Raw genomic sequence first — 11,158 nt, forward strand, 5'->3', positions numbered from 1 at the left:
CTGGCCCCAATTGCCTGGGCCCAGGCGACCGCTGAGGCAACCGGCGAGGGCTGGACGCCGGCCTGGGCCGGCGCCGGCGCCGTTTTCGCTATCCTGCCAGGCCGCGCAGCGCGGCACAGATCCGCTCGACCTGCTCGTCCGCCAGTTCCGGATACATCGGCAGGCTGAAGACTTCCTGCGCCGCCCGCGCGGTCTCGCCGCAGCCGGCCGGGCCGAGGGCGACCCGGCCCTCATAGGCGGATTGCTGGTGCACCGGCAGGGGATAGTGGATGCCAGTGCCGACACCCTCGGCCTTCAGCCGCGCCATGTAGTCCGAGCGGTGCGGGCTGCGCAGCACATACTGGTGGAAGACGTGCTCGGCATCCGGGCGCCGCGCCGGGGGCGCCAGCGGGCCGCCGGCCAGTGCCGCGTCATAGGCGGCGGCGATCGCACGGCGCCGGGCATTGCCGGCATCGAGCGCGGTCAGCTTCACCCGCAGGATTGCCGCCTGGATCTCGTCGAGCCGGCTGTTCACCCCGACCATCGAGGAAATGTAGCGCTCCTTCCAGCCATATTGCCGGATCGCGCCGATGCGGTCGGCCAGCTCGAAGTCGTCGGTGGCCAGCACGCCGCCATCGCCGAGCGCGCCGAGATTCTTCGTCGGGTAAAGCGAGAAGGCAGAGGCGGCGCCGAGCGTGCCGAGCTTCCGCCCGTGCAGAGTCGCGCCATGCGCCTGGGCGCAATCCTCGATCAAGGCGACGCCGTGCTCGGCGCAGGCGGCCAGCATCGGGTCGAGCTCGCAGGCCTGGCCGTAGAGGTGCACGGCGATCGCGGCGCGAATCGGCGGCAGGCCGGGCGGAGGGTCGCCCAGGACGGCGGCGAGTTCCTCGGCATCCATGGTGTAGGTGTCGGGGTCGATGTCGAGTAGCAGCGGCGTCGCCCCGGCCATTTCGATCGCGGCGACCGTCGCAACCGCGGTGTGCGAGACGGTGGCGACCGTCGCGCCCTCCCCGATGCCGAGGCCGCGCAGGATCAGCGCTAGAGCGTCGGTGCCGTTGGCGCAGCCGATGGCGCGCGTCGTGCCGAGCCAGGCGGCGTATTCCTGCTCGAAGGCCTCGCCTTCCTTGCCCAGGATGTACCAGCCGGAGGCCAGCGCGCGGGCGACGGCGGCGTCGATCTCGGCCTTCTGCGCCAGGTAGCCGGCGCCCGGATTGGCCTGCGGAATCATGGTGGTGGCAGCGTTCATGGATGTCGGGTCCCGGGATGGGTCAGGTGTAGTCAACGAGGCGCGAGCGGTACCATTCGAGCGAGCGGGCCAGTCCCTCATCTAGCCCGACCTGCGGTTCCCAGCCCGTTGCGGCGCGGAAAGCGCGATCGTCGGCGTGGTAGCTGCCGATATCGATCGGGGCGCGGTCGGCCGGGAAACTCTTCACGGTATAGTGGCCCTGGCCACCGTTGGCGGCGATCAGCCGGTCGGCAAGCTCGATCAGCGAGGCCGGCGGCGAGCCACCGAGGTTGAAGACGCGGCCGGCCACATCGGGCTTCGACGCCTGCTCGGCGGCGAGCAGGAAGGCGCGGACGACGTCGTCGACATAGGTCATGTCGCGCAGTTGCTCGCCGCCCCAGACTTCGAAGCCTTCATTCTTCAGGACCTGGCGGATCCAGATGCCAAGGAAGGTCTGCCGCGCGTCGCGGATGCGCAGCCGTGGGCCGTAGCAATTGGTTAGGCGCAGCGAGACCACGGGGCGGTGCAGCACGCGCTGCTCCAGCAGCCAGTACTGTTCGCCGGCGAATTTCGAAACACCGTTGGCGTCCGGGGGCTGCACCGGGTGCAGCTCGTCCACCGGCAGACGCAACGGCTTGCCGTAGAACTGCCGGGTCGAGGCATGCACCACGGTCGCCTTCGGCGCCGCCTCCCGCATCGCCTGGATCAGCCGGACCTGGGCGACGGCATTGATGGCGATGTCGGCCACCGGGTCGCGTTGGCCGCCCATGTGGCTGGTCTGCGCCGCCATGTTGAACAGCACGTCGGCGTCCTGGGCGAGCGAGTTCAGCTCCATCTCGCGGATGTCGCCGCGCACCAGCAGCACCGAGGCGCCCTCCAGGTTGGCGATATTGGCCCCGCCATCCTCCATCATCGCGTCGAGCGCGGTGACCCGGGCGCCGACCGCAGCCAGCCGGTGGCAGAGCGCGCTGCCGAGGAACCCGGCACCCCCGGTCACGAGAACGCGCTTGCCGCGCCAGAAGGCGGCCCGTTCCGCGTCGGTCATTCGTCCTGCATCCCTATCTGCCCTGCGACCGGCACCTGGTCCCGCCGCCATCCGTTGATCGCCCCGATCACTCGCGGGGGATTGCGGCGGAAGCGTGCCTAGTCCCCGGCGGCGCCGGGGCGCTGTCCTTGCGGCGCAGCATGCGCCGGATGGGGTGCGTCTGTGTAATGATGAGTGCGAGAGGCGCTGGGTCCTTCCACCTGCGCGTCATTTTGCGCCTGATGCCTCTCGGGCGGGGGAGCCTCCCGGGACACGTCGGGCACCCCGGCGCGGCTGCCGCGCATGATCTCGTAGAACCCGAACAGCAGCAGCAACTGGGCGAAGAGCATCTGGATGCTGGCCAGGACCCGGATGCCGTCATCAACCGGCTGGATGTCGCCGTAGCCGACCGAGGACAGCGTCACGACGCTGAAATGCAGCGCATCCGAGAAGTCGATGCGGATCGGCCCGCCCGGGCCGTGAAACAGCGCATGGGTAGAGAGCCCGTCCGCGATCCGGTAGAGGCACCCGAAGGTCACCACCAGCAGCGCCCAGATGCTGGAAAAGGCGGCGATCGGCACCGCCAGGCGGGACAGCCGCAAGGTCACCGCGCGGAAGATTACCGCCATGTCGACCAGTAGCCGTACCACGTCGGCCACCGCGATGACGCTGATGGTGGCAATCACCGCCATGGCCATCAGCAAGGCCAAGCCCTGCCCGGTCGGCTCCAGCCGGTTTATCGGCACCGAGAGCGAGACCATGCCGACCGCACCGGTCGCCACCAGCCAGCGGGCGAAGCGCGGCAGGTGGGCGATGTCCGCCGGTTCCTCCCCCTGCGCCCAGGCCCGCAGCAGCAGGCGCTGGTGCCAGCAGGCGATCACGAAGGCGAGGACCGGCAGGACGAAGCCGAGCCCGCGCGCCCAGCCCGGCGCCGCCGGGAAGCCGGCGCGGCCGAGCACGGCATAGAGGCAGGCGTACATCGCCAAGCCATTGGCCGCGCCAAGCGCGAATTGCGGCCCATGCGGGAAGACGAGATAGAGCAACCCCATCGCCGCCGCGGCGCCGCCCAGCACCACCACCGGGAAGGCACCGCCGCGGTCGGCGATGCCGCCAGCGACCAGCAGCATCAGCGCGAAGGACATGCCGAGCGCGGTGGCGAAGCCCTTGGGGGGGTGCTTGCGGCGGGCTTGGCGGGGCATCGTCATGAGGATGGCGAGGCGGCGATCCCGGTGATCTCGACCTTCCAGGCCGGATCGACCAACGGCGCCTGGATGGTCATCCGGGCCGGCTTCGCCCCCGGGTCCAGCCAGCGGTCCCAGGCGCGGTTCATCGCCGGGGCGTCGGCGATGTCGGCCAGCACGACCGTGACGCTGAGCAGCCCGGCCTTCGAGGTTCCGGCCGCGGCCAGCAGGGCATCGATCTGGGCCAGGATATCGGCGGTCTGGCCCTCGGCATCCAGCGTCGCGTCGTCCGCCACCTGGCCGGCGAGGTAGACCACCCCGGCATGCAGCACCGCGCCGGAGAGACGCGCCTCCTCCGCCAGCCGCCGGATCGTCATGGCTACCCTCCGCCGATTCCCGTCGCCACCGTGATAGCCTGCCCCGGCCGGCAGGCCACCCCCTGACGCGGCGCTTGCGGGCCGGCGCCGCGTCCGGCCATACCGGGAGCGTTGCGATATGGAAACGACTTGTATTGCGGCTGCTCGCTCGCGTCATCCTCGCCAGCCGATACCTGCTCGCCTTCTTCTTCATCGGGCTGATCGCCTCGCTCGGCCTTTATGCCGTGCGCTTCGGCGCCAAGCTGTGGAAGCTGGCTCAGGGCGTGACCGAGATGGCGGAGGACGATTTCCTGATCGCGGTGCTGCACTTAGTGGATGCGGCGCTGATTGCCTCGCTGATCGTGATCGTGGCGCTGGCCAGCTTCGACAGCTTGGTCGCCCGGCTGAACCGCGACGAGGCGGACGACGACCTGCGCTGGGTGTCGAGCACCGATCATTCGAACCTGAAGATCAAAGTGGCGACGGCGATCGTCGCGATCTCCTCGATCCACCTGCTGCAGGTCTTCCTGAAGGTGGAGAGCTACCCGGAGACCGCGGTCTTCTGGCAGGTGGTGATCCACACGGTCTTCGTTGTCGGCACGGTCCTGCTGGGGTTGCAGGACTGGATCGGGCGGCAGGCGAGGAACGAAAGACAGGATGCGGGGAAGGCGGGTTAACGCCCTCCCCTCCCCGCTACGTCAGGCGGCCGGGGCGACGCCGTCCCGCGTCTCCGGCAGCAGGATTTCGATTCGCACGCGCGGCCGCTGAAAGGCCGGTACGATGGCGACAACGCGGACCGCAGCCGTCTCCGGGATCACGCCGAGCGCCGCCAGTGCCTCCTCGTCCTCGCGCGGCAGCCAGCCGAGTGCGGCGCCAGCTTCGGTCGTGATCTCCATAGAAAAGCCGCGAACCGGCCGTGCGACCCGGCGCAGCCGCAACGGCAGGCCAATCCGCAGCGCAGCGAGCGCCGCTGGCGTCGCCCGGTCACCGACCCCGCTGATAAAACTATGCAGCGCCGGCTGCGGGAGGCTTTCCGGCGCGAGTGTCACTGACATGCTGGGTTTTCCGTTCAAGCCGAAAGAGGTGCTTTGGGGCATTCGGTTGCGCAGACTGCCGGGCTCTGCCCGAACACACCGATCCATCCACCCGTCAAGCTGCCTCTCCCCATGCCGACCATTGTTCTGTCGTTATGATTGTTGTGTTAACAGACTGTGATCCGGTCGCAGCGGCCCGATCCACCGGCTGTACAAAGAACCGGTTGGACGGAAAGTACACCTCAAACTATGGCGATTCCGTTGCCAGTTTACTGCGGCTGCAATGCGGCGAGCGCGGCCCCAAATGGGGAACCATGGCGACGACCCCGATCCGCGTGAACCGCGCCCCCGTCCTCACCCTCTGGGCCGCCGTGGTGGCGGAACGGCTCGGACATCCGCCGGAAACCGCCCTGAGCCTCGCCAGCGCGGTCGCCGGCACAGCCGCCCGGGCGAAGGCGCGCCGGCTGGGCTTGGCCGAGGAGCATGCCGGCGATGCTGCCGACAGGCCGGCCGGCCCGCGCCGGACGGTGCGCCTGCTGGGCCGGGAGATCCCGGTGGTGGAGACGCCGGACGGGCTGCTGGCGGCCGAGCCGGACGGCAAGGCGGCGAAGCCCGGCGCGGTTGCTGCCTATGTCGCGCGCGCTTTCGGCGAGCGGCTGGCCGACGTGCGTGCGGTGATGGAGACGCTGGCCGCCGGCCCGGCGCCGGAGGAGCTCAACCGCATCGGCTTCCGGCTCTATGAGGCCTTCCGGCCGGAGGTGCCCTCGGACGTGACCGGCTGGGGTGCCAAGGCGGTGCTCGACCTTGACCGCATCCGCAGCGCGGCAGGCTGACCCGGCCTCAATCCGCGCCCGCTGCGCGCGCATCCGGCGGCGCCACCACCCGCCGTGCCTCGCTGAGCTGCTCCTCGACCCAGACGCTGTGGTGTTCCCGGGCGTAGTTGAAGTCGACCCGCCCGGTCGACATCCCCTCAAGGGCGCCTTCGGTGCCGATGGTGCCGATGTAGATATGCCCGAGGATCACCGCGATCATCACCATTGCCATGGCACCATGGATGAAATGGGCGATTTGCTGGCTGGTGACATTGTCGAGGACGGCCGGTGCCATCAGCAGGTAGCCGGTGACCGCGGCCGCCACGCCGCCGCCGACCTGAAACCAGAACAAAGCCTTCTGCGCCGCATTGAACCGGCCGGCCGGCGGATGCCCCTTCGCCATCGGCCCGCCCGCCTTGACCCAGGCGACATCGACCCGGGTGGGCCAATTGTCCCGCGCCCAGACGGCCAGCATGCCGGCCAGGCCGATGACAAAGGGAAAGGAAAGGAATTGGTGCGCCGCCTGGCCCCACCAGGTCAGCGCGGTGAAGGCCTCCGGCCCGACCACCGGCCGCAGCACGTAGACGCCGAAGGTGATGTTCAGCCCGGTCAGGCCGAGGATGACGAAGCTGGTGGCGACCATCCAGTGGTTGAAGCGCTCCAGCCAGGTATAGCGGGCGATGCTGCGGCCGGACCGGCCGGCCTCGATCCGCGTCGGCCCCTTCCAGAAAAACAGCCCGGCCAGCAGCGCGGTCGTGCCAAGCACCAGGATGGCGCCAGCGATGGTCAGCACCGTGGTGCGCCAGGACCGCCAGTCGCGACCGACCGGCTGGACCAGAATGCCGGCGGACTGGTTGGGAATGCTGACCATGCCCCGCACTACGCCGAGCCTCCGCGCTTCCTCCAGCTCGACATCGGCCGCGTCCGGCCCGCCGCGCGCGGTGAAGGGCGGAGGCGCGACGATGGGTGCGACCGGGACGGCAGGGCGCGGCGCGATGCCCTCAGGCGCAGCGCTGCGCGGCTGCCCGGTGGCCGGCTGCTGCTCGCTGCTGGTCGGCTGCTGGCTGTTGTTGGTGCCGCCGCGGCCGGCGCCAACCTCGGGTGCCGAGGATTGCACCTCCGGCGAGCCGGAAGGGACGCCGGGCGCCTGCTGCTGAGCCAGCGCGACGCCACTGACGGCCAGGAGCAGCAGGAAGCCGAGCGCGCGAACCGCGGTCATACCGACAGCTCCTGCTTATAGGCGGTCCGCCAGCCCCAGGCGCCGCTGCCGAAGCCGCGCTGCTGCACGCGTTCCTTGTAGATGCCGGCGATGATGTCGCCGTCGCCCGCGAGCAGCGCCTTGGTCGAGCACATCTCGGCGCAGAGCGGCAGCTTGCCCTCGGCAATGCGGTTGCTGCCGTACTGCATGTACTCGACAGGGGTGTTGTCCTGCTGCGGCCCGCCGGCGCAGTAGGTGCACTTGTCCATCTTGCCGCGGCCGCCGAAGTTGCCGACTTTCGGGTATTGCGGCGCGCCGAAGGGGCAAGCGTAAAAGCAGTAGCCGCAGCCGATGCAGAGATCCTTGTCGTGCAGCACCAGCGCGTCCGCGGTGCCATAGAAGCAGGACACGGGGCAGACCGCGGCGCAGGGCGCGTCGGTGCAGTGCATGCAGGCCATGGAGATCGAGCGCTCGCCCGGTTTGCCGTCGTTCAGCGTGACGACGCGCCGCCGGTTGATGCCCCAGGGCACCTCGTGCTCATTCTTGCAGGCGGTGACGCAGGCATTGCATTCAATGCAGCGGTCGCTGTCGCAGAGGAACTTGAGTCGTGCCATTACCGTGTCTCCCCGCGGGAACGGCGGCGATCCACGTTCCACGCCGTGCGGCGCTGCCCGGTCGCGGCCATGCTCAGGCGCTCCTGATCTGGCAAAGCGTGACCTTGGTTTCCTGCATGAAGGTCACGGGATCGTAGCCGTAGGTGGTCACGGTGTTGGCGCTCTCGCCAAGCACGATCGGGTCGGTGCCGGGTGGGTAAAAGCTCCGCCGGTCCTCGCCCTGCCACCAGCCGCCGAAATGGTAGGGCATGAAGGCGACGCCCTTCCCCACCCGGTCGGTGATCATCGCCTTCACCTTGATCCGGCTGTTGCTTTCCGGGCCAAGCACCCAGACATACTGGGCATTGGTGATACCGCGCGCCGAGGCATCGGCCGGGTTGATCTCGATGAACATGTCCTGCTGCAGCTCGGCGAGCCAGGGGTTGGACCGGGTCTCCTCGCCGCCGCCCTCATACTCGACCAGCCGCCCCGAGGTGAGGATGATCGGGAAGTCGCGTGCCACGCCATGCGAGCGCATCTGCACGGACAAGCCGAGATGCGGCACCCGGAAGCCGCGGCGGTCGCGCAGAGTCGGGTAGGTCCCGGTCGGCGCCGGCGCCTTCGGGTCGGCCGCCATCACCGCGGCCTGGTCGGGCGTCGGAATCAGGTCGGTGCGCGGGGTATAGATCGGCTCGCGGTGCATCGGCACCGGATCGGGCAGGTTCCAGGCGACGGCGCGGGCCTTGGCATTGCCGTAGGGAAGGCAGCCATGGTCCATCGCCACCCGGATGATGCCGGCCGAGAGGTCGGTCGACCAGGAGACGCGATCGATGTTCTCCCCGCCGACGCGTGCGATGCTCTCCTTCTCATGCGCTGTCAGCTCGTCGAACCAGCCGAGCCGCTTGAGCACGGCGACGGTGAACTCGGGATAACCGCCCTCGATCTCCGAGCCCTTGGACCAGCTGCCCTCGGCCAGCAGAGTCTCCCCGTTCCGCTCCACCCCGAAGCGGGCACGGAAGGTGCCGCCGCCCTCCTTCACGTGCAACGAGGTGTCGTAGAGAATGTGCGTCCCCGGGTGCTTCATCTCCGGCGTTCCCCAGCAGGGCCAGGGCAGGCCGTAAACCTCGCCCTCCACCGGCGACCCCTTGGCGCCGCGCAGCGTAGTGATGTCGAAATACTGCTGGTTCTGCATGTGGTGCCGCAGGCGTTCCGGCGACTGGCCGGTATAGCCAAGCGCCCAGGTGCCGCGGTTGATCTCGCGCAGGATGTCCTCGACGACCACCACACCGTCACTGACCTTGATGTTCTTGAACATCTCGTCGGCGAAGCCGAGGCGCTTCGCCAGGTCGTACATCACGTCGTAGTCGTTGCGGCTTTCGAAGATCGGCTTCACCACCTGCTCGCCCCATTGCAACGAGCGGTTCGAGGCGGTGCGGCTGCCGACTGTCTCGAAGCTGGTGCAGATCGGCAGCAGGTAGGTGCCGTCGCGCCGGTTGGAGATCTGCGCGTAGGTGGTCGGGTGCGGGTCGCAGACCACCATGAGCTCGAGCTGCTCCATGGCCTTCACCGCTTCCGGCATGCGGGTCACGGTATTGCCGCCATGGCCCATCACGAAGATGGCCTTACAGTTGGACGGCTGGTCCACCTGGTCGCGCGGCAGGACCACGCTGTCGAACCAGCGGGTGCTCGGGATGCCCGGCGTTTCCATGAACTTCTTGCTGACGAAGCGGGATTGCATCCACTCGTAGTCGACCTGCCAGACCCGGCACCAGTGCCGCCAGGCGGCCTCGTCCAGCCCGTAATAGGCCGGCAAGGTCGAGATATCGAGGCCCATATCCGTCGCGCCCTGCACGTTGGTATGGCCGCGGAAGATGTTGCAGCCGGTCCCGGCGCTGCCGACATTGCCTGTCGCCATGCAGAGGATGCTGAAGGCGCGGACATTTGCGGTGCCGACGGTCTTCTGCGTCGCGCCCATGCACCAGATCAGCGTCGCCGGCTTCTGCGTGGCGAAGACCTGCGCCATGCGCTTCAGCTGCGCCTCGGGCACTCCGGCGACGCGCTCGACCTCCTGCGGGGTCCACTTGGTCACCTCCCGGCGGATCTCGTCCATGCCGTAGACCCGCTGGGCGATGAACTCCTTGTCCTCCCAGCCATTCTGGAAGATGTGCCAAAGCATCCCCCAGATGATCGGGATGTCGGTGCCCGGGCGGATGCGGACGTAATCGGTCGCGTGCGCCGCGGTGCGGGTGAAGCGCGGGTCGACGACGAAGAAGTTGGAACGGTTCAGCTCCCGTCCTGCAAGCAGATGCTGCACGGCAATGGGATGGGATTCCGCCGGGTTGCCGCCCATGACGATCATCGTCTTGGAATTGCGGATGTCGTTGTAGCTGTTGGTCTGGGCGCCATAGCCGAAGGTGTTGGCGACGCCGGCAACGGTGGTGCTGTGGCAGATGCGGGCCTGGTGGTCGGTGTTGTTGGTGCCCCAGAAGGCGCCGAATTTGCGAAAAAGGTACGCGGCTTCGTTGGTGAATTTGGCGCTGCCCAGCCAGAACACCGCCTCGGGCGTCGAGCGCTGGCGGATCTCGAGCAGCTTCTGGCTGATCTCTGCCATCGCTTGGTCCCAGGAGAGCCGCTGCCACTCCCCGCTGACCAGCTTCATCGGGTATTTCAGCCGCCGGCCGCCATGCACCAGTTCGCGCACGCTGGCGCCCTTGGCGCAGTGCGTGCCGCGGTTGATCGGCGACTCGAAGGCCGGCTCCTGCCCGGTCCAAACGCCGTTCTGCACCTCGGCGATGACGGAGCAGCCGACCGAGCAATGGGTGCAGACATTCTTGATGCGGCGCGGCGGCACGCTGCGGCCCTCCGCCCCGGCCATCGCCTGCGCCTTGGCCAGCCGCGGCGGCAAGGCGCCGAGCGCCGCCAGCCCCGCCCCGCCCAGCCCGGCCTGCTTCAGAAAGCTACGGCGGTCGGCGCCACTGCCCGAAAGCCCTCGGTAGGCTTCGGATAACCGACGCCGGCCGGCCTCTGCCTCGCTGCGCCGGATCAGCATAGCGCGCGGCCCTCAGTAACGGTTGGTGCGGTAAAAGACCCGCACATGGTCGGTTTCGCGGTAGCGGGGGGCACGCTTCTCAGCCTCGGTTTCCTTCCGCGGCGGCAGGCCCCCGGTGCTGCCATCCGCCTCGAAGGCAGCGGCCGGCGCCGCGACCGCCGCCAGCCCGAGGCCACCCAGAAACCGCCGGCGCGCCTGCGCCATGCCGTCAGATCCGTCCCGCATCGCCAGGTCTCCCACCGGAATCCAGCCGGCAACGCGCGAGGCGGCAGCGGGATGCCACGCCAAGGGGTGGAGTCGGAGGGGTTTTTCGGCCGGGCAACCGGTCCCTGCAGCGGGGCGTTGCGGCGACGCCCAAACCCTCAGGATACCGAACCCATGCCGGCGCCCGCCCGACTCGCTTTCGGCCTGCTGCTGCTTGCCGTCCCGATCGCTGCCGCGGCGCAGGGTACCGCGCCCGGCCAAGGCGTGACCCGGCCGATCCCGCAGGGCGCCCCGCCGGCGCAGCCGCCGGCGCCGGTACCCGGCACGCTGGGCGACGGGCGGCCGAAGGAGGATCCGGGCGGCGGCGCGGCCAGTACCGCGCCCGGCACCACGTCCAGCCTGCCGCTGCCGCCGGCGGGCCAAGCCAACCCGCCCGACAAGCAATAGGCAGTCCGCCCAGCCTATCGGAACACCAGGTTCCTCGGCCGCCTGCCGCCTGGCCA

The 11,158-nt window shown here is 69.2% G+C and carries 12 protein-coding genes; 3 read left to right on the forward strand and 9 right to left on the reverse strand.

All coding sequences use genetic code 11. The annotated features are described in order from the left end of the window. Positions 1–88: 88 nt before the first annotated feature. The 4 genes from E2C06_RS02695 to E2C06_RS02710 all read right to left on the reverse strand — a co-directional run bounded on the left by E2C06_RS02695 (position 89) and on the right by E2C06_RS02710 (position 3,786). Positions 89–1,225, reverse strand: a complete 1,137-nt coding sequence (locus E2C06_RS02695; protein ID WP_241671084.1) for a DegT/DnrJ/EryC1/StrS family aminotransferase — start codon at positions 1,223–1,225, stop codon at positions 89–91. 22 nt (positions 1,226–1,247) lie between these two features. Next, positions 1,248–2,249, reverse strand: coding sequence for an NAD-dependent epimerase/dehydratase family protein (locus tag E2C06_RS02700; protein WP_133287030.1), 1,002 nt, complete (start codon positions 2,247–2,249; stop codon positions 1,248–1,250). Between the two features lie 98 nt (positions 2,250–2,347). Further along, the gene (locus tag E2C06_RS02705) at positions 2,348–3,427 is read right to left on the reverse strand and encodes a potassium channel family protein (protein WP_165982173.1); all 1,080 of its coding nucleotides are present in this window, start codon (positions 3,425–3,427) and stop codon (positions 2,348–2,350) included. Between the two features lie 2 nt (positions 3,428–3,429). Further along, positions 3,430–3,786 (reverse strand): RidA family protein, encoded by a 357-nt coding sequence (locus tag E2C06_RS02710; RefSeq protein WP_133287032.1) that lies wholly within the window; start codon positions 3,784–3,786, stop codon positions 3,430–3,432. 134 nt (positions 3,787–3,920) lie between these two features. Here E2C06_RS02710 and E2C06_RS02715 point away from each other — a divergent pair, with 134 nt between their 5' ends. After that, positions 3,921–4,442 (forward strand): TIGR00645 family protein, encoded by a 522-nt coding sequence (locus tag E2C06_RS02715; RefSeq protein WP_165982174.1) that lies wholly within the window; start codon positions 3,921–3,923, stop codon positions 4,440–4,442. A 21-nt stretch (positions 4,443–4,463) separates the two neighbouring features. Here E2C06_RS02715 and E2C06_RS02720 read toward each other — a convergent pair whose 3' ends face one another. After that, positions 4,464–4,820: a hypothetical protein gene (locus tag E2C06_RS02720; protein WP_133287034.1), complete on the reverse strand. Its 357-nt coding sequence runs from the start codon at positions 4,818–4,820 to the stop codon at positions 4,464–4,466. Between the two features lie 293 nt (positions 4,821–5,113). Between E2C06_RS02720 and E2C06_RS02725 the strand changes: the two genes are divergently transcribed. Next, positions 5,114–5,632, forward strand: a complete 519-nt coding sequence (locus E2C06_RS02725) for a hypothetical protein (RefSeq protein WP_133287035.1) — start codon at positions 5,114–5,116, stop codon at positions 5,630–5,632. A gap of 7 nt (positions 5,633–5,639) precedes the next feature. Here the strand turns inward: E2C06_RS02725 and E2C06_RS02730 are convergent, their stop codons facing one another. The 4 genes from E2C06_RS02730 to E2C06_RS02745 form a co-directional block, all read right to left on the reverse strand. After that, positions 5,640–6,830, reverse strand: coding sequence for a formate dehydrogenase subunit gamma (locus E2C06_RS02730; protein WP_133287036.1), 1,191 nt, complete (start codon positions 6,828–6,830; stop codon positions 5,640–5,642). Then, positions 6,827–7,423 (reverse strand): formate dehydrogenase FDH3 subunit beta, encoded by a 597-nt coding sequence (gene fdh3B / locus E2C06_RS02735; RefSeq protein WP_133287037.1) that lies wholly within the window; start codon positions 7,421–7,423, stop codon positions 6,827–6,829. Before fdh3B ends, E2C06_RS02730 begins: the two co-directional genes overlap by 4 nt. A gap of 73 nt (positions 7,424–7,496) precedes the next feature. Further along, a complete protein-coding gene (locus E2C06_RS02740) occupies positions 7,497–10,451 on the reverse strand; it encodes a formate dehydrogenase subunit alpha (protein ID WP_133287038.1) in 2,955 nt (984 codons plus the stop codon). A 12-nt stretch (positions 10,452–10,463) separates the two neighbouring features. Continuing rightward, positions 10,464–10,676 carry a hypothetical protein gene (locus tag E2C06_RS02745; RefSeq protein WP_206664405.1) on the reverse strand — a complete coding sequence of 71 codons (213 nt, stop codon included), beginning with the start codon at positions 10,674–10,676 and terminating at the stop codon, positions 10,464–10,466. Positions 10,677–10,829: 153 nt separating this feature from the next. Between E2C06_RS02745 and E2C06_RS02750 the strand changes: the two genes are divergently transcribed. After that, positions 10,830–11,102, forward strand: coding sequence for a hypothetical protein (locus E2C06_RS02750; RefSeq protein WP_133287039.1), 273 nt, complete (start codon positions 10,830–10,832; stop codon positions 11,100–11,102). Positions 11,103–11,158 lie beyond the last annotated feature (56 nt).

This window comes from Dankookia rubra (assembly GCF_004355005.1).
Taxonomy (GTDB): domain Bacteria; phylum Pseudomonadota; class Alphaproteobacteria; order Acetobacterales; family Acetobacteraceae; genus Paracraurococcus; species Paracraurococcus ruber_A.

Coding starts and splice junctions, on each gene's coding strand:
- E2C06_RS02730 (WP_133287036.1), bottom strand. CDS start 6,830: ATGACCGCGGTTCGCGCGCTCGGCTTCCTGCTGCTCCTGGCCGTCAGT.
- E2C06_RS02710 (WP_133287032.1), bottom strand. CDS start 3,786: ATGACGATCCGGCGGCTGGCGGAGGAGGCGCGTCTCTCCGGCGCGGTG.
- E2C06_RS02695 (WP_241671084.1), bottom strand. CDS start 1,225: ATGAACGCTGCCACCACCATGATTCCGCAGGCCAATCCGGGCGCCGGC.
- E2C06_RS02745 (WP_206664405.1), bottom strand. CDS start 10,676: ATGCGGGACGGATCTGACGGCATGGCGCAGGCGCGCCGGCGGTTTCTG.
- E2C06_RS02720 (WP_133287034.1), bottom strand. CDS start 4,820: ATGTCAGTGACACTCGCGCCGGAAAGCCTCCCGCAGCCGGCGCTGCAT.
- E2C06_RS02705 (WP_165982173.1), bottom strand. CDS start 3,427: ATGCCCCGCCAAGCCCGCCGCAAGCACCCCCCCAAGGGCTTCGCCACC.
- E2C06_RS02725 (WP_133287035.1), top strand. CDS start 5,114: ATGGCGACGACCCCGATCCGCGTGAACCGCGCCCCCGTCCTCACCCTC.
- fdh3B (WP_133287037.1), bottom strand. CDS start 7,423: ATGGCACGACTCAAGTTCCTCTGCGACAGCGACCGCTGCATTGAATGC.
- E2C06_RS02740 (WP_133287038.1), bottom strand. CDS start 10,451: ATGCTGATCCGGCGCAGCGAGGCAGAGGCCGGCCGGCGTCGGTTATCC.
- E2C06_RS02700 (WP_133287030.1), bottom strand. CDS start 2,249: ATGACCGACGCGGAACGGGCCGCCTTCTGGCGCGGCAAGCGCGTTCTC.
- E2C06_RS02750 (WP_133287039.1), top strand. CDS start 10,830: ATGCCGGCGCCCGCCCGACTCGCTTTCGGCCTGCTGCTGCTTGCCGTC.